Origin of the sequence: Vreelandella indica, assembly GCF_037070225.1 — a bacterium.
GTDB classification, from domain to species: domain Bacteria; phylum Pseudomonadota; class Gammaproteobacteria; order Pseudomonadales; family Halomonadaceae; genus Vreelandella; species Vreelandella arctica.
Window position 1 is genome coordinate 1 of the sequence record NZ_JBANSO010000013.1, and the last position, 18,335, is coordinate 18,335.

The following is an 18,335-nucleotide window of genomic DNA, read 5'->3' on the forward strand; positions in this document are numbered from 1 at the left end:
TTAAGAGTCGTTGCTGGTCAGGTGTTAAAGAAACAAAACGTAAGCGCCGAGACATGGTTCCGTATTTTACTCTGATGGATCTTTGTTATTTATACACGATAATTTATGCGAAGTCACTTAGTAGTAAACGTCATAATATAAAGCCCGCAGATCAAAAGTCTGTGGGCTTCATCAAACGCTCCTACGTTTTCGTGGAAATCACGCAAAGTTAACCTAATCAGACTAAATTTTTCTACTCAGCCGTTTGCTTAATACCCAAGCACAGATACTTCAGCTCGGTGTATTCATCAATGCCATAGCGTGACCCCTCACGACCGATGCCCGACGATTTGACACCCCCGAAAGGCGCCGAAGCGGTCGAGATGAGTCCCGTATTAATGCCCACCATGCCATACTCCAATGCTTCCGATACGCGCCAGATCCGTGACACGCTTTCAGCATAGAAATACGCCGCCAACCCATACTCCGTATCATTGGCCTGACGAATAACCTCCGCTTCCGTTTCAAACCTGAATACCGGCGCTAGTGGCCCAAAGGTTTCCTCGCGAGCACATGCCATGTCAGCGGTTACGTCAGCCACGACCGTTGGCTCAAACCAGGTACCGCCTAAGGCGTGTCGCTTACCACCGGTGATTAAGCGACCACCTTTATCGAGTGCATCCTGCAAATGGGCTTCAACTTTCTCTACCGCCTTTTCAGAGATGAGTGGCCCCACCTCTACGCCTTCGTCTCTACCTTTACCGACACTCAGTTCACTGGTGCGCTGGGCCAAACGTTCAACAAATGCATCGTAAACACCGCTTTGCACATAAATACGATTAGCGCAGACACAGGTTTGCCCGGCATTACGGAACTTACTGTCCAGCGCCCCAGTAACCGCATCTTCAATATCGGCATCGTCAAACACAATAAACGGCGCATTACCGCCAAGCTCAAGAGACACCTTTTTGACCGTTGGTGCACAGGCAGCCATTAAATGCGCGCCCACTGGGGTAGAACCGGTAAAGCTCAGTTTGCGCACAATCGGGCTATCGGTCAGCACGGGGCCAATCGTTTTGGCATCACCGGTAACAATATTAATCACCCCGGCAGGAATGCCCGCTTGCTCGGCTAACGCCGCTAGCGCAAGCGCCGTCAACGGGGTTTCCATAGCGGGCTTAACGATAATCGTACAACCCGCCGCCAAGGCAGGCGCCACCTTGCGGGTAATCATGGCCGCAGGGAAGTTCCACGGCGTAATCGCCGCACAAACGCCCACCGGCTCGCGGGTAACAATGATGCGTTTATCAGTCGCATGACCGGGAATAGTATCGCCGTATAAGCGCTTCGCCTCCTCAGCGAACCACTCGATAAAGCTGGCCGCATAGCCGATTTCACCGCGTGCCTCTTTTAACGGCTTTCCTTGCTCCAAGGTCATCAGCTCGCCTAGCGCCGCCTCATTTTCCATAATCAGTGCATGCCAGCGTTTTAAAAGCTGCGAACGTTCCGCTGCGGTTTTAGCACGCCAAGCAGGCAATGCGGCGTTAGCAGCTTCAATAGCCTGACTGACTTGCTCCGCGCTCAAGCTAGGGACATGGCCAAGCGTCTCACCGCTAGCAGGGTCGGTGACCGCGACACTACTGCCATCCGTTGCGGCCACCCACTGGCCGTTGATGTACGCGTTTTGTTTAAAAAACGTTTGCTTGGAGATAGACATTATTTTTTCCTTTCAAAGTGAAGGTTAGATAAGTTCTTGACGCCAACGTCGCTGTTTTTTGACCAGCGTAGACTGATCGATACCCAATGCAGCGGCTGCCGCTCGGGTCGTGCCATGGCGAGTAAGCGCCTGTTGAATGACTTGCTGTTCAAACTGCATTACCTGCTGGCGAAGATCACCACTCACGGGCGGTTGGCTAAACAGAGTGCTTGGGAATATCTCGTTCGGCAGTGCCGTTGCGGTTATCTCATCGTCTAAAACCGTGACGGATAAACGCTCGGTTAAGTTGATCAGCTCACGAATATTGCCAGGCCACGAATAGCTAGAAAGCAACTCCAACGCCTCGGGGTTCCAACCCCTTTCTACCCCATGCAACTGATTAAAATGGTCTAGGTAATAGTTCAGCAATGGAATCACCTCATCGCGCCGTTGCCGCAAAGGGGGCAGCCATAGCGGCACCACGCTAATGCGATAAAACAGATCCTCGCGAAAGAGCCCTTGCTTTACCCGATCATTTAAATCCTGGTGAGTAGCGGTAATCAGACGTACGTTGGCATGACGAAAAGCTGTCCCACCTACCGGCAAGTAGCGATTCTCTTCCACCACTTTGAGTAGTTTTACCTGCAGTGCGAGAGGTAAATCGCCAATTTCATCCAGAAAAAGCGTACCGCCATGAGCCACATCCAATAGCCCCTGTTTGCCTCTAGGGGACGCCCCGGTAAATGCGCCTGCGGTGTAACCAAACAGCTCCGCTTCCAGCAACCCTTCAGGAAATGCCGTACAGTTAAGCTCCATAAAAGGTCCATCCGCACGGTCGCTTTGCTGATGTATATAGCGGGCCAATAGCGTTTTACCGGTGCCTGTTTCACCTTGAATCAGAATCTTCGCCGTTGTTTTCGCGACTCGACTGGCAAGCGCAAAGCAGGGCTCCGTTTGTTGGCTAGTGATCACCCCCGGCGCGCTTAGCGCCATAACCTCGGGCACTTTATATGCCTCGCGGATGCGCTGAATTTGCTCTAGCTGCTCTTGGGCATGTTTCGCCAGTAGCAACTCAGTGATATCCCGAACACTGGTAACCACATAAGCAATCGAGCCATCGGCACTGAACATAGGCGTTCCAGTGACTACGATCTTGCGGCTGTTATGGATAGTCTGCGCCAGCGTAATCGGGCGGCGTTCACGGATGACTTCCAACGACGCGGATTTGGAAATAAACCCTGCCTTCACCAAATCCGCCATATGAAAGCCCACTACCTCAGCGCGCGAAATGCCGGTGATACGTTCATAGGCTTTATTGATCGTTACCGTAATACCGTTGGCATCGGTGATATAAACCCCGTCATGCAAAGCATCCAACAGTGAACGCATCGGCTCTTGGTCAAAACCAAACGCATCTACGCTTTCAGCTTCCACCGGCGGTTTAATACCGGTGACACGGTAGCGAATACACTCGCCCACCAACTGGCCCAACGTCGCATCACACTGCGCCTTTTCGATATCGGTACGGGTCAACACCCCAATGACCTGACCTTGGGTATCAAAGACTTCCACCGCATCAGTGCCGTGTAAATCAAATAACGGCAGTGCGGTTTCCAGTGAAAGCCCCTCTTCGATCCGTTGCATAACAGTTCCTCTCACAGGCCAGGTCCACCGCCTAAGCGGTGAACACTGGTTTTCCAACCTTTTGGCGATTAAACCACTATAAAGGCAGAGACTGTTATTTGCGCAATGGCACTTCCGGCTCAGGATCCTCAACGGGCTGGGATGCCTCATCCCAATCCTTAACGAAAGTTTTATCCACCTCACCGGAGAAGAAGCGCTTACCGTAAATTAACGCGCAAAGCAAAATGCCCACCCCAAAGGCCCAGGTAGCGCCCTTTATCACCAGCATGGCCGCGATAATGCCCGCGATACCCAAGTCCCGTTGGCTGCGCGCTTCCATAATGCCGATGCGCACACTGACATAGCCTTGAATCAACAGCGTCAGCGCCAGCGCAATTCCTAGAATAGGCTCCACCAGGCTCACGATCGGCAGCAACAACAGCCCCGTATTCGTCCCCCAGCGAAATGAACCAGAACCACCGAAGATAGAGTTCATCGCCGCTTTGCCCTGCTTGTAACGCTCAACCGTTACCACATGCATCGCTGCCCAGAGCGGACCACACATCACCACATCAGGGCCAAAAATACTCATCCCAAAGTTACGCCCACCAAAAATCATATGAGCGCGGTTAGGGTTATAGTCGATTTTTTCATCCTGGCGCTTCTCATCAGCTTCTTCCAAAAGTGCCTTGCTTTGAAGCACATCGCCAAATAGCACAATGTAGGCCGCAATAACGGTCGGAATGGCCGTTAAAAACATCATCAACGGAGGTAAACCAACGCCAAATACCGTGTATTCACTGAACATCAGCGCGAAATCAGGCTGACTAAAGCCCCACTCAACGTCTGGCCAGGGCGCTTCACCAAACAGTGGAGCCACCACAATCGCCAGCACGATAATCGGGAAAATACCCAGTTTACCCACGGCACCCCACAGGCCGCCCTGCGCTTTCAGCTTGTTGAAATGGCGAGAGAAAATCAGATAAAACGCGACACCTACGGCAATCGCAATGGTAAAGGGGTACTGCTCAAAACGACCGCCTTCATCAAACACCACCACTATGGCGGCTAAGCCCGCGCCCATAATGACCCCCGCTTTAATGGCGGAAGGAATGAGCCGCACCACTTTACTGGCCATACCCGTTACCCCCAGGCCCAGTGCCAGTACCCCCAACATCATCTGAAAGGCAATCAGCGCATGCACCCTGTCTACCCCCTCGGGAAAGGTCGACACATAAGCCATCAACAGCGGAATAGCAGGTGTGATCCACCCTGGAATGACAGGGTCACCCAACAGGTGATGCAGCAAATAAAGCAAGCCATTTAAAATGACGATGGCCAACGCCGCTTCAAACGGCATGCCCAGTAGCTGCATCATCAATGGGATCGCGGCAAGATCCACCGCGCACATCAAAAGCCCTTGCAGGTAATCGGGCAGTTCAAAACGATAATGGTAAAACGGCAGGCGTAGCTTAAACGGCCCTAATGGTGTGTACGGGCTTTCTTCACCGTCAACGCGTTGCTTCCAAGCGCTCATGGCATGGACTCCTGTTTAAAGTTGTTAGTATTTTTAATAAACGTTTTGTCGTTATAGCGTTTTAATTAGCGACGAATTAATAAGCGGCGTGGTAAATCGCCTCAACATCCGCAAGCGTTAATACCCGCGGGTTATTACGCAGCAAACGTTCCACCTTAATGGCCTCGGCGGCCAACTCAGGAATGGCGGATTCAGGAATATCAAACGAGCGTAAACCGGAAGGAATCTCCACATCAGCACACAGCTTATGCATGCGCTGGATAACCGCTTGGGCGACAGCATCATCCGAAAGCCCAGCCACGGGTTCATCAAAGGCCACCGCAATGCCCCGAAAGCGCTCGACGCAGGCCAGCTTGTTCCACTCCATTACGAAGGGCAGTAACAGCGCATTCGTCACCCCATGGGCCAAGTGGTAGCGCCCACCTAACGGATACGCCAATGCATGGACTGCGCCCACGCCAGCATTACCAAAGGCAAGGCCTGCCAGCAGGCTACCGGTGGCCATATCTTCACGGGCCTGGAGATTGTTGGGATTGGCAAACGCCTTGGGGAGCGAATGCACAATGAGGTTCATTGCCTTAACCGCCAGTGCATCGGTAATCGGCGTGGCAAAGTTAGATAGATACGCCTCCACTGCATGGACTAACGCATCCACCCCGCTGGCCGCTGTCACAGAACGTGGGCAACTCAACGTAAGCTCAGGGGCGACAATCGCGACATCCGGTAATAAGCAGTCACTGACGATGCCCTTTTTCATCTGTTGGGCTTTATCCGACAGAATCGCGATATTGGTCACTTCAGAACCGGTGCCCGCCGTGGTGGGCATGGCGATCAAAGGTATTGTGCGTTGGTCAACCTTGTTCTCGCCAAACAACGCCTCCAGCGGACCTTCGTAGTGCGCATATACCGCTACACACTTAGCGATGTCCATGGCACTCCCGCCGCCTACAGCGATGACGCTGTCGTGCTTGCCAGCATTGAAAGCACGGGTGCACATTTCGACTATTTCTACTTCCGGCTCGGGCGTTACCTGATCAAACACCTCATAGGTCACCTTTAGTGCCGTGAGCTGCTCAGTAATCATATCCAGCGTGCCTGAAGCCACCACACCACTATCGGTAACGATTAAGGGGCGCTGCATACCCAACGATTGAACATAAGGCTGCAACTGCTGAGCGGCCCCATGGCCGGTAATCAGCTTCCCGGCGCTTTTAAAGCTACTCACTTGATTAAAGCTAGTTAACTGCATATGGCGCTTCCTATTAGCTTTTATTGGTGGTTTTACCAGCTCAATTATCAAACCGAGAATAACGCTGGCTATTTTTTACTTAGCAAACGCCATGCCAACCAAAAAAAACAAACAACCAACTGATTTAATTGATAAAAAAATTAAAGATAAAATCATGCAGGTATATGGGATGCAAAAAATCATCGAATAGCGACATTTTGATGACTTAATTCATCAACGTAACCACATATTGGCCCGAGCAAGGTAACTACGCCCTTCAAACAAACATGTCAGATATTTTTATCGCTATGCGATAAATAATAACTCTTGCCGATAAATAAAACTCACCTAGGCTCTGAAATGACGTTACCGAATAGCTTTTAACAAGGCGTAAATAACAATCCCCAACACTCTCAATGGTGACCCAATGAAACGCACATCCAACAGCCAACCTCTTCTTCACTTTAAAAAAGCGATGCTGTTACCGGCGGTACTGGGCGCAGCCTTATCGCTTGGTGCTACTACGGCAAACGCACAGGAAGTGCTAAAAGCAGGCGGAACGCCAAGCGGGATTCCGTTTACGTTCCTGGACGTGCAAACCAATGAGATCACCGGCGCGATGGTCGATCTGGTCAATGCACTGGGCGAAGATATGGGCTATGAGGTCACTATTCAGGAGTCTCAGTTCAACGCCTTGATACCCTCGCTGACCGCTGGGCATATCGACATAATTTCCGCCGCAATGCTGAAGACCGAAGAGCGCGCCAAACAGGTCGCGTTCAGCGATGATGTCTACCCCTATGGCGAAGGGGTCGTTACCCGTCAGGACTACGATGGCGAGATCAACACACTGGAAGACCTCTCAGGCGAAGTGACTGGCGCCCAGGTCGGTACCACCTACGTCGAACAGCTCAACAACATGGGCATTTTTCCAGAGATCCGCAATTACGACTCTTGGGCAGACATGATGCGTGACATCTCGTTAGGCCGCATCGTGGCGGGTGTCGGTGATGCCCCCATCATGAGCTACCACCTCAGCCAAGACCGCTTTCCAGAACTCCAGCTAGCAGACAACTACGAGCAGGAAATGGTTGGCCATATCGGCTTTGCGGTTGACCAGGAAAACACCGAACTGCTGGAACAAGTGAACACCTCGCTTGCTCACCTGAAAGAGAATGGCACTCTCGATGCCATCTTCGAAGAGTGGGGCTTGTAAACCACACCCAGGTAACCCACCGGCAGCGTTAACGAAACAGCCTGCTAATGATCACCCCAGCACTGCTTCACTGCCTCTTCGGGGGTAGTTGAAGAAGTGCATGCAAAATAAAGGCTTCCCATGGAGTTTTCGGACATCACCGCCTTTCTACCCATTCTATTAAAAGGTGCTCTGATTACGGTGCAGATCACCATTGGCGCCCTACTGCTAAGCACCCTGCTCGGCCTGCTCTTAGCCCTGATGAAGCTCTCGCCCGTGCGGGCGCTGTCGCTCACTGCAGGCACCTTCATCAATGTGGTGCGCGGCCTACCGATTATCGTTCAACTGTTTTATATCTACTTCGTACTCCCCGAACTCGGCATACAACTTAGCGCCTTCCAGGCAAGTATTATCGGGCTTGGCGTCGCCTATAGCGCCTACCAGGCGGAAAACTTCCGCGCCGGTATCGAAGCGATTGAAGCAGGGCAAATTGAAGCCGCCAGATCCATCGGCATGAAAAGCAAGCTCATCATGCGCCGCGTCGTACTGCCCCAGGCGATACGCATTGCGCTGCCACCCTATGGCAATACGGCCGTCATGATTCTGAAAGACTCATCGCTAGCCTCCACCATCACTGTCGCCGAAATGACCCGGGCCGGGCAGTTAATTGCCGCCTCCACCTTTCAGAACACCACAGTCTATACCCTCGTTGCCCTGCTCTATCTCTGCCTTAGTCTACCGCTGATTTTTGGCGTTAACCGCCTAGAGCGCTATTTCGGCAAGTCAGCGAAAGGAGGCAAATCATGATCAATATCAACGCTATTCATAAATCCTTTGGCGACGTAGAAGTGCTCAAAGGGGTCAGCCTAACGGTCGCCAAGGGTGAAGTGGTGTGTCTGATAGGCCCCTCAGGCTCTGGCAAGTCGACCGTCCTTCGCTGTATCAACGGCCTGGAGTCCTATGATCAGGGCAGCATTACGATCAATGACCGCCAGGTCGATGTGGTCAGCAAAGATATTAACGACCTGCGTACTCAAGTCGGCATGGTCTTCCAGCGCTTCAACCTATTCCCTCACCGCACGGTGGTCGAAAACGTGATGGAAGGGCCGATCTTCGTCAAAAACGAACCCCGTGAAACCGCCCACGCCAACGCCATCGCGCTGTTGGAGAAAGTCGGGCTAGGCGACAAAGTCGAAGCCTATCCACAGCAGCTATCCGGCGGCCAACAGCAGCGTGTCGCCATTGCCCGCGCCCTGGCCATGCAACCGGAAGCCATTCTGTTCGATGAACCCACCTCCGCCCTCGACCCCGAACTGGTGGGCGATGTGTTAACCGTCATGCGTGACCTGGCCAACGAAGGCATGACCATGGTGGTCGTCACCCATGAAATGGGCTTTGCCAAGGAAGTCGCCGACCGCGTTTGCTTTTTGTATGGCGGGCAAATTGTCGAATCCGGCGACGCCCACACGCTGCTTACCCAGCCTTCCCACGAGCGCACCCAGGATTTTCTGCGCCGCGTGCTAAACCATTAGCGGAGACCAAGGATGGCAAACCCATCTCATATGCCCCCTTCCCTGTGGGCTGACACAGCCCCCGCGGGCAGAGACTACCCAGCGCTGCAGGGCGCCCAGCGCAGCGATGTGGTGATTATCGGCGGCGGATTTACCGGCCTTTCCGCCGCCCTGGCACTCGCCAAACGCGGCATAAGCACCGCCTTACTGGAAGCCGAGAGCATCGGCTGGGGCGCGTCAGGCCGTAACGGCGGCCAAGTCATTCCCGGCCTCAAATACGACCCAGATGAACTCATCACACGCTATGGCGAAGAGCGCGGCCAACGCATGATAGAGCTCTCTGCCCGCAATGCCGATGTGGTGTTTGACCTTATAAAGCAGCACAACATTGATTGCGACGCCCAGCAGCGCGGCTGGATTCAACCCGCGGTTACCCATGCCAGCCTGAAAGCGATTGAATACCGTGCTCGCCAATGGCAAACGCGCGGCGTAAACATCGCCTGGCTAGATCAGCAGCAGTGCGCCGAGCGTCTCGGCACTTCAGAGTATCTTGGCGGCTGGGTAGACCCCAGGGCTGGCGGGTTGAATCCGCTCGCCTACGCCCGCGGGCTGGCACAGGCAGCGCACGATAGTGGAGCAACGCTGCATGAACACACTCGCGTAAGCTCTCTTACCCGTGCCGAAGGTCGTTGGCGCGTCATGTCGGAAGGCGGTGCGGAAATTCAGGCAGAGCGGGTTCTGCTCTGCACCAACGGCTACAGTGACAATCTGCAACCTAAACTCGCCAGCAGCCTAATCGCCGCCAATAGCTATCAGATCGCCACCCGCCCCCTTACGGCAGAGGAAGGCAATCATATTCTGCCCGGTGGCGAAGTGGCGTCAGATGCCCGCAAGCTGCTGCTCTATTTTCGCCGCGATCGGGACGGCCGCCTGCTGATGGGCGGTCGAGGCTCCTTCAACGACCCACGTAAGCCCAACGACTTTCGGCACCTAGAAAACGCCATTATCAAACTCTACCCACAGCTAAAGGACGTAGAGATCTCCTTTCGCTGGGCAGGCCGTATCGCCATCACCCAGGATTCGCTTCCCCATGTACACGAGCCCCAGCCAGGGCTCACCGTGGCGCTGGGCTATAACGGCCGTGGCGTGGCCATGGGCAGCCATCTGGGTAAATTATTGGGAGAGCACCTAGGTGAACATTCCCTGGAGGAAGCCCTACCTTTTCCTCTAACTCCCATCAAGCCGATTCCCCTGCACGGCCTACAAAGGCTGTATGTTGAAACGGTGGTCAATTACTATCGGGCCAGAGACTGGCTGGAGCGCTAAACCGCCCAGACGCTTCCATACCAACACACAAGATGTTGATACGCTCCCCTTGCGGCCTAGCCCCCAAGGGGAACACGTAAGGAATTCTATAAAAGCATGAAGCACGCCAACGCCAACGAACCACGCTCGCCGCAGTTCAATCAATCGCTTGCGAAAGCGTTTGACCTGCTCGAGCTGTTTGACGCCCAGCACAGCGAGCTCAGCCTCTCAGAAATCGCCAAGTTTTCAGGGTTGAGCATGGGCTCGGTGCAGCGCATCACCCACACGCTCGAACAGCTCGGCTACCTGGTCAAAGCGCCCGCCAGCCGCAAATACCGGCTCGGCATCCGACTGATGACGCTTTCCGCCAATTATCTAGAAGCCGATTTACTGGTCGATTGCGCCAACCCCTACCTCTCGGAACTGAGCAACAGCTGCCTGGAAACCGTGTCGCTCACCGAACCCTGCGGGCTCGATATGATCTACATGGCCCGTTTTACCAGCCGTCACTACATCCCCATTCATATGCCGGTGGGCAGCAGCGTGCCAATGTATTGCTCCGCTTCCGGTAGAGCATTTTTATCGGCGCTGGACGACACCCAGGTTCACGACTATTTAACCGCCTGTGAGCTAAAGGCCCATACGCCCAACACGATTACTAATATCGACACCCTTAGCGAGTTGATCCGTGAATGCCGCTTACGCGGGGTCGCCTGGAACGACGCCGAATACTTTCTCGGCGATATCAATATTGCCGCACCGATACGCAACGCCGCGGGTTTACCGGTGGCTGCCGTACACATCACTACGCCCAGCAGCCGCTGGACTCTCGACCGCGCCCTGGAACAGCTCGCGCCCTCGTTAATGGAGTGTGCCCGCGCCATTACCAAAGCGGCCCGGATGCGTAGCTAAAACTATTGATTAAGCCGAATATTTTTAGAATCACCATTACACCTCGGAGAAACAAAATAAACTTATAAAAATTCACTGAGCAATAAAAGGAACTGATTGATTAAATCAATGCCCCACACTGAGTACCTCTATTATGCAGAGGCGCTCAGTTTGTACTAGAGTGGTTCTGTATTAGAAATAGACCGGTCGATTAAGCGTCCAGGAGCTGGACGTCATGACCAACACGTTGATCTATAAATAGGAGATCTTATGAGCAACAGCATCACGACGATCAACCCGACTAACGGTGAAGCACTCGATACTTACGCACTCATGAGCAGTGCTGAAGCCAAGCAGGTAGTCGATGCCTGCTACGATGCTTTTCTCGATTGGCGCCTGGAGTCACTAGAAAGCCGCGCCAAAACGGTGAAGGCGATTGGCCAAGCAATGCAAGCGCACAAAGAAGAGCTTGCTGACCTGATGGTCAAAGAAATGGGCAAACTACCTGAACAAGCGCGCCAGGAAGTTGACCTGTGTACCGCTATTTGTGACTACACCGCGGAACATGGTCCTAAGAAGCTAGCCGATGAAGAGCGCCAGCCCGGCAATGGTGAGCGTGGCTTTGTGACCTATTCACCCATGGGCGTCATTTACGGCATTCAGCCTTGGAATTTCCCCGCTTACCAAGTAGTTCGCTACTCTATCGCCAATATCATGGCGGGTAACGGCGTCCTGCTGAAGCACGCTGAAAACGTAACGGGTAGCGGCCTGCTGTTGGAAAAAATCTATCGTGAAGCGGGACTTCCCGAGAACGTTTTCCGTACGCTCGTGATCTCTCATGACATTTCCGATGAAGTCATTGCTCACTCTGCGGTGCGTGGCGTCACCCTGACAGGCAGCGACGGCGCAGGTCGCAAAGTGGCCACCAAAGCCGCTGAGCACCTCAAAAAGACCGTGCTTGAGCTGGGCTCTAACGATGCCTACCTGGTGCTTGATGATGCCGACATGGATGTGGCGATCGACACCTGCGTTCAAGGGCGTGTTTACAACGGCGGTCAGACCTGTGTAGCAGCCAAACGCTTTGTAGTGACCGAGAAAAATTATGAAGCGTTCAAAGAGCGTTACGTTGCACGCATGCAGTCACTAAAGGCGGGTGATCCGACCCAAGAGGGTAGCGACCTTGGCCCCATGGCTCGCGTTGACCTGCGCGACGGCCTTCATGACCAAGTGGAAGAGAGCGTTCGCAAAGGCGCGAAGATTCTCTGCGGTGGTGAAAAGCCATCCGGTAAAGGCGCATTTTACCCGGTCACTGTGCTGGATAACGTGACTCCCGGTCAGCCAGCATACGACGACGAGCTTTTTGGTCCGGTTGCCGCGCTGATTCGCGCCAAAGATGATGAAGATGCGATGCGTATCGCCAACGACAGCCGTTACGGCCTGGGCGGGGGCATCATCTCTAAAGACGTTAAGCGCGCAACAGAGCTTGCCAGCAAGTACTTCGATACTGGCATGGTGTTTATCAACGGCTTTGGTGTCGCTACACCGGAGATGCCCTTCGGTGGTGTTAAAGACTCCGGTTACGGTCGTGAACACGGCGGCTTTGGCATGCTTGAGTTCGTCAATGCCAAATCAGTTATCGTCGTTCAAGAGTAATACGGTGAGCAACCGCAACAACATGCTGTGAGTTGTGAGTTGTAAAAAACTAACGCCGCAGGCCTTCATCAGGCCTGCGGCGTTTTTGTTGTGCGTATGATTAAGAGCTTAGATTAAGAGCTTAAATGTTGTTCAGACGCTCGGCGCTGCCATAGCTTTATGCCTATCGCCATAATCACCCACGTTATCAACGCTGCGACAACATCGTCTAAAACAATACCGAAACCGCCATGCACAAACTCAGTTAGATGAATCGGCGGTGGTTTTAACGCATCAAAGAAGCGGTAAACACCAAACCCAAGCGCCATTACCACGGGATGACGCGCTGCCGCTAAGCCAATAACCGCAAGCGGAAAGGCTACATACTCGTCAGCGACAATACTGCCATGATCCAACCCATCATAATGCCAGGCGGCAACGTGGCAAACCGGCACTGCCAGCACCAACAGAACCGCCATAACGATCCCTTGCTGGCCCAATGGGCGGCTCAATAACCACCACGCCAAGGGAATCCCCAACAGAGAGCCAAACGTACCGGGTGCAATCGGCGCTAGCCCTAGTCCAAAGCCCGTCGCTAACCAAAAATTAAACGTATCCAGCATTAACCCGCCTGCTCAGCTTGACGCTCCAGTTCGGCCGTCATCTCTTTAGGTAAGTTAAGGGCACTGGCTAGCTGGTCCAGCCAAGCGCGTTCCATAGGGTTTTGATCGTCGGTCACTGCCACACTAATCAGGTACATCTCGCGTGCCGCCTGAGGGGAATCTGACTCACGAGCCAGCGCCTGTGCATCCAGCGGTGCTTTTAACTGCTGCTCTACCCAGTTATGCATCTCTTGATCGGCACCTAAGGCATCGATCTGCTCGGTAATCAACGCCTGTTCCTGCTCATCAATGTGACCGTCGGCACGTGCCGCCATAATCATTGCCTGCAGTAGCTCCAGGCTGCGACGCTCTTGGATCTCACCGCTGAGGACTTCAACCCGTTCACCCTCTGAGGCATTCTGAGCAGTATTTTGCTGACCACTGTCATTTTTTGCCGCCTGAGAGCTTTGCCAAGCTTTCCACGCCAGCATGCCTACCCCGGCAATGGCGCCATATTTAAGCGCTTTGCCACCCATGCTGCGGCCGCGCTTAGAGCCTACTAACATGCCCATGGCGCTGCCACCGAGCAGGCTTTTAACATCGAAGCCGCTAGAAGAGCCGCTTCCTTGGCCACTGCTACCGCCGCCTAATTGCTTAGAAAGCCCACTCAGCATGCCTTTAACATCGACACCGCTGCTACTGCCGCCCTTCTGGCTGCCGCCGGCTTGCTGCATCAGCTGCTGTAAAATCTTGCTTGCGTTCATCCTTGCACTCCTAAGTCGATATTATCTTTAGAGCTCGTTTGTCGATTAACACACTTTATAAATCATTCTATATGAACGCAGCATGAACTAACGCTGGCTTGGGCTTTAAATGTCATAGCCTTTAAATGCCTGAGTCTTTAAATACCTTAGAAATTAAAGAAGTGCGCCCTTCACTTCCACCGAGCTCCCGTGCCGGCTCGCGCTCACCTCTATACGGATGGGCATTTGCTCTTTGAGCTCGCTGACATGGGAAATCACCCCAATCATGCGCCCGCCCATTTGCAGTTCGCTAAGCATGGCAATGGCTTGATCCAGGGCATCCTGATCGAGGCTACCAAACCCTTCATCGATAAATAGCGTATCCAGTTGAATACCGCCAGCGTAAGCCTGCACTACATCCGAAAGGCCCAGCGCTAACGACAGCGCTGCCATGAAAGACTCCCCGCCGGAAAGCGTTGCTACCGAACGGTTCTTGCCGGTGTAAGTGTCAGCCACATCCAGCTCGAGGCCTGACGCTTTGTTGCCCTTAGTGGGATCCTCGCGGCGCACCAACTGATAACGCCCGCGGCTCATGCGTACCAGCCGTTCAGAAGCCTGAATCAGAACGTCATCCAGCAGCACCCCCAGCACAAAGCGCTGCAGGCTAATGCGGTGCCCGGTGCGGCCGTTGGCGACCTCGCTCAACGTGCCCCACACCTGATACTGGGCTTCAAGTTCAGCCTGAGCCGTGTGCGCCTTGGCCAGTTTTTGGCGGATGCCATGCAACGTGGTTAAGCGACCATCCAGCATCCGCCACGCCTCTAACTGGGTGTTTTCTTCCGCTTGGGCGGCCTCGGTTTGACTAGAAAGCGTAGCCAAATCGGGGGGCGTTTTTTCAGCCAGTTGAGCGTGGTAATTCTGCAGCGCCCCTTCTAATTCGGCCAAACGGCGCTGGTACGTGTCTACCTGGTGAATGAGCTCCTGACGCTGAGCGTCATCCAGTTGGGCTGCCTGAAAGGCAGCCTCATCCTCAAAGGGGCTGGCCTGAAGCGCTGACTGCCACTCTACTTGGGTCTGTTCAAGTGTTTGTTTAGCCTGCTCGACTCGCTCGCTGGCTCCCCTTAGCTGCTCGTCTGCTCGCGCCAGTTGGGTTTGGCTGTTTGTCAGCGCCTGCTGAGCGCTTTCCCAGGCTTGTTCAATTTGGGTAACTTGTCGCTCAAGTTCCGTGAGCGTTTGGCGCATTGCGATGGGGTCACGGGCATTTTCAGGCAGTGACTGACTCAACTGATCGCGCTGGCTTTCTAGCCTTAACGCGTCCTCTTTGGCTTTTTCAACCGCGGGCCGCTGGGCTTTAAGCTGTTTATCTAGCGCGCCCCATTCACGCCTTAACGCATCACGGGCGGTGATTTGTTGGCTAATCTCGCGCTCAACGCTTGTCTGCCGAGAGACCTGGCGATGCAACTCATCACAGACTTTTTGTAGCTCATTCAGCGGTTGGCTAGCCCACTTGCCTAACTGCTGAATGAGTCGCTGTACTTGCTCGCTGTGGTAGCTTATCTGCTGCGCTAGCTGCTGGTGATGGCGTTCAGCGTCCTGGAAAGATTGGCGGGCCTGCGCCTGGGCTGAGCGCGCGTCTTCCACCTGCTCTTTGGTGACGATGTCTGCGTTATTAACGGCCGGGGCCGGATGCGCCAGGCTGCCGCAGACAGGGCAAGGGGCATCATCCTCAAGAGTGAGCGCTAACAGCGCGGCCTGCCCTTGGTGCCACCGCATCTCCTGCTCAGTAGCGAAGCGTTCCGCCTGCTCTGACTCACTGCGCCGTTGATCTAGCGCTGCTGTTGCCTGCTGTTGTTGCGTGGTGAGCTCGCATCCCTGATCGGTTAGCGCATCCAGCTCTTTACGTTGGGTTAGCAGCGTTTCATAGCGATGTAGCTCAACAGGGGCGCTGGCCAGCTGCTGGCGTTCCGCCTGTAATCGTTCGAGATTAACGCCTGCCGCCTCGCCCTGTTGGCGAATGGTGTCCAACTGCGCCTCATCGCGCTTGAGGGCACCGTCAGCTTGTTGCCAAGCGGCTTGTGCCGTTTGGAATCGCGCCTGTAGTTCGCTTAATTGTTGGCCTTTTTGAATAAACTCGCTCAACTGGCGATGGCGCTCGCGCAGTTCAGGAAGCCCTGCCTGACGCTCGCGGGCCGCCTCAAATGCACGCTGCGCCTGCTCCGCGCTAGTGCGCTGGCTGCTCAGTGCGGCGTCTGCCTTCTGCTGTTCCGCGTGCGCGGTGCTTAGCGCCTGCTGCGCCTGGATTAACGCCGTACGCTGGGGGCGCAACGCCTGAGCGTGCTCACTTTGAGTCAAATGGCCCTGGATGCTGACGATCTGGCTTTGCTGTTCAAGATGGCGCGTTTTTTCAGCCGCCAAGCTATCCCGCGCTTCAAACTGACGCTGAAGTGCCTGGGCATCATCACGCTGTTTTTCGGCTTTACGTCGCTGCAGTTGGGCGGTTTCGAAGTCCTTTCGCGCTTGCTCGACCTGGGGCGTCAACGCTGCAAGCTCTTGCTCTAAAGCCGCTTCACTCTCCAGCTCACCACCGGCGAGAATGCCGCTGATATGTTGGCGATGCTCTTTCACTTCCCGTTCAATTTGATTGGCCTGAAGGCGCAAACGCTCTTCAATACGCTGAAATATTTGCGTTTGAAACAGCTGGGAAAATATCTCCTCGCGCTTTTTGGAGTCAGCTATCAGCAGTTCACGAAACTTGCCTTGGGGCAGCACCATCACTTGGCGAAACTGGTTGGCATCCAGACCTATCAAGGTTTGCAGCTCAGCGGTGGCATCGTTGACTTTGCGCGCCACCAAGCAAGTCTCTACCTCGCCATCCGCGTTTAAGCGCCATAGCTGCGCTTCCGCGTTATGGGTGGTGGTGCCTTCGCCACGTGCCTTGGGGCGCTCTTGCTGCGGCACGCGGCGTACCCGGTAATCCGCCCCGCGCAAGCGAAAATCAAGCGTAACTTCCGTTAGCAGCGTGGCGTTCGCTTGGTCGCAGCGCATCTGAGAAGGTTCACGCTCGTTACCCGTCGTTTGGCCATAGAGCGCAAAACATAACGCATCCAGAATCGAACTTTTGCCTGCGCCTGTTGGGCCATTAATCAGAAATAGCGGGCTTCTTCCTAACGCAGTGAAATCGATGTTTTCTGTGTCTGCAAAGGGGCCGAACGCCTGCATGGTAAGGGTTAACGGCGTCATTCTTGGGCCTCATCGCGCTGCAGCTGGTTAATCAACTCGGCCATGGCGCTAGCTTGCTTATCGCTCATGGCATCACCGCTGGTCTGAGTGAAGAAGTCACTAAACATATCTAGGGCATCAAAGCGTAACCGCTCGCGGTCAAGTTGCTGAGTGCCTCGTGCTTCCAGCATGCCGGGCTTTTCCAGATGCAGCACATTGGGGTACACCTCACGCAGTTTGCCCATGGGGTCGAGGATGGCGTGGCGATCGGTCAACCGCACCAACAGGTAATCGTCTGCTTGTGCATCCGTTCTTCCCTGGGAGATTAGCGCATCAATCTCACCCTCTAATACGCGCACTTCACGGCTGGGTATTAGCGGAATCTGTTCGATGTGCTTTATCCCGCTCGCGCCTACTTCCACCAGTGTGACGCCTTTGCTCTGGCTGGCTTCGGAAAAGCTGTACTTGAGCAAGGAGCCGCTATAGCGAATATGCTCACCGCCGCGATACTGCGGGCCGTGCAGGTGGCCAAGCGCCACATAATCGAAGCCCTGCATAGGCTCCCAAGCCACGCTTTCGGCACCGCCTAACGTTAGCGGGCGCTCAGAATCAGACGCGCTGCCGCCATCTACAAAGCAGTGGCTCATTAGTAGGCAGGGGCGTGTTGCATGGCGGCGCTCGCTAATCTGCTCGACCAAATAGCGATGGGCGCCGTCAAAGTCGCGCACTTCCACGTTAAACAGGCTGCGCACATGCTCAGGGTCGGCGTAAGGAATGCCGAATATATCCACTTCGAGGCCGTCAATGGTCAGCGTAACCGGCGTGGCAAACTCAGCTAAATCGGAGAGAATATGCAGCCCGGCTTGGCGTAGGTGGCGCGCGCCAAAGCGCAACCGCTCGGCGCCATCATGGTTGCCTGAAATCATGATGACCGGCAGCTTGCGCACCTCGCATAGCGCATGCAGCACCTCATCGAGCAGCGTTACCGCCGCCGAAGGCGGCACCGAACGGTCGTAGATATCGCCCGCAATCAGCACCGCATCGACGTTTTCCCGGTCAATTATTTCGATGAGCTGGTTAAGCACATGGCGCTGGTCTTCCAGCAACGAAAGGTTGTGAAATAGCCGACCCAGGTGCCAATCAGCGGTGTGGAGTAAACGCATAACAAGCTCAA

The 18,335-nt window shown here is 54.3% G+C and carries 14 protein-coding genes; 6 read left to right on the top strand and 8 right to left on the bottom strand.

Annotation, left to right across the window (positions count from 1 at the left end):
- Positions 1-232: 232 nt before the first annotated feature.
- The 4 genes from V8L71_RS10545 to V8L71_RS10560 form a co-directional block, all read right to left on the bottom strand.
- A complete protein-coding gene (locus tag V8L71_RS10545) occupies positions 233-1,696 on the bottom strand; it encodes an NAD-dependent succinate-semialdehyde dehydrogenase (RefSeq protein ID WP_336274092.1) in 1,464 nt (487 codons plus the stop codon).
- 24 nt (positions 1,697-1,720) lie between these two features.
- Complete coding sequence (locus V8L71_RS10550; RefSeq protein ID WP_336274093.1) at positions 1,721-3,319, bottom strand: sigma 54-interacting transcriptional regulator; 1,599 nt, start codon at positions 3,317-3,319, stop codon at positions 1,721-1,723.
- A 94-nt stretch (positions 3,320-3,413) separates the two neighbouring features.
- Complete coding sequence (locus tag V8L71_RS10555; RefSeq protein WP_101147721.1) at positions 3,414-4,835, bottom strand: hypothetical protein; 1,422 nt, start codon at positions 4,833-4,835, stop codon at positions 3,414-3,416.
- Between the two features lie 76 nt (positions 4,836-4,911).
- Positions 4,912-6,084, bottom strand: coding sequence for an iron-containing alcohol dehydrogenase (locus tag V8L71_RS10560; protein WP_101147720.1), 1,173 nt, complete (start codon positions 6,082-6,084; stop codon positions 4,912-4,914).
- 406 nt (positions 6,085-6,490) lie between these two features.
- Between V8L71_RS10560 and V8L71_RS10565 the strand changes: the two genes are divergently transcribed.
- From V8L71_RS10565 to V8L71_RS10590, 6 genes are all read left to right on the top strand, one after another.
- Positions 6,491-7,279 (top strand): ABC transporter substrate-binding protein, encoded by a 789-nt coding sequence (locus tag V8L71_RS10565; protein WP_198556143.1) that lies wholly within the window; start codon positions 6,491-6,493, stop codon positions 7,277-7,279.
- 120 nt (positions 7,280-7,399) lie between these two features.
- The gene (locus V8L71_RS10570; protein WP_022522437.1) at positions 7,400-8,065 is read left to right on the top strand and encodes an amino acid ABC transporter permease; all 666 of its coding nucleotides are present in this window, start codon (positions 7,400-7,402) and stop codon (positions 8,063-8,065) included.
- Positions 8,062-8,790 carry an amino acid ABC transporter ATP-binding protein gene (locus tag V8L71_RS10575; protein WP_022522436.1) on the top strand — a complete coding sequence of 243 codons (729 nt, stop codon included), beginning with the start codon at positions 8,062-8,064 and terminating at the stop codon, positions 8,788-8,790. Before V8L71_RS10570 ends, V8L71_RS10575 begins: the two co-directional genes overlap by 4 nt.
- Positions 8,791-8,802: 12 nt before the next feature.
- Positions 8,803-10,095: an NAD(P)/FAD-dependent oxidoreductase gene (locus V8L71_RS10580; RefSeq protein WP_336274094.1), complete on the top strand. Its 1,293-nt coding sequence runs from the start codon at positions 8,803-8,805 to the stop codon at positions 10,093-10,095.
- Positions 10,096-10,191: 96 nt separating this feature from the next.
- Positions 10,192-10,986: an IclR family transcriptional regulator gene (locus V8L71_RS10585; RefSeq protein ID WP_336274095.1), complete on the top strand. Its 795-nt coding sequence runs from the start codon at positions 10,192-10,194 to the stop codon at positions 10,984-10,986.
- A gap of 249 nt (positions 10,987-11,235) precedes the next feature.
- Positions 11,236-12,618: an NAD-dependent succinate-semialdehyde dehydrogenase gene (locus tag V8L71_RS10590; protein ID WP_336274096.1), complete on the top strand. Its 1,383-nt coding sequence runs from the start codon at positions 11,236-11,238 to the stop codon at positions 12,616-12,618.
- A 113-nt stretch (positions 12,619-12,731) separates the two neighbouring features.
- Here V8L71_RS10590 and V8L71_RS10595 read toward each other — a convergent pair whose 3' ends face one another.
- The 4 genes from V8L71_RS10595 to V8L71_RS10610 form a co-directional block, all read right to left on the bottom strand.
- Positions 12,732-13,220 carry a phosphatidylglycerophosphatase A family protein gene (locus tag V8L71_RS10595; protein ID WP_336274097.1) on the bottom strand — a complete coding sequence of 163 codons (489 nt, stop codon included), beginning with the start codon at positions 13,218-13,220 and terminating at the stop codon, positions 12,732-12,734.
- Positions 13,220-13,963, bottom strand: coding sequence for a tellurite resistance TerB family protein (locus V8L71_RS10600; protein WP_336274098.1), 744 nt, complete (start codon positions 13,961-13,963; stop codon positions 13,220-13,222). Before V8L71_RS10600 ends, V8L71_RS10595 begins: the two co-directional genes overlap by 1 nt.
- A 153-nt stretch (positions 13,964-14,116) precedes the next feature.
- Entirely contained in the window at positions 14,117-17,182 is a 3,066-nt protein-coding gene (locus V8L71_RS10605; protein WP_336274099.1) for an AAA family ATPase, read from the bottom strand.
- Positions 17,179-18,324, bottom strand: a complete 1,146-nt coding sequence (locus tag V8L71_RS10610) for an exonuclease SbcCD subunit D (RefSeq protein ID WP_336274100.1) — start codon at positions 18,322-18,324, stop codon at positions 17,179-17,181. The genes V8L71_RS10605 and V8L71_RS10610 overlap by 4 nt, the downstream gene beginning before the upstream one ends.
- Positions 18,325-18,335: the final 11 nt, after the last annotated feature.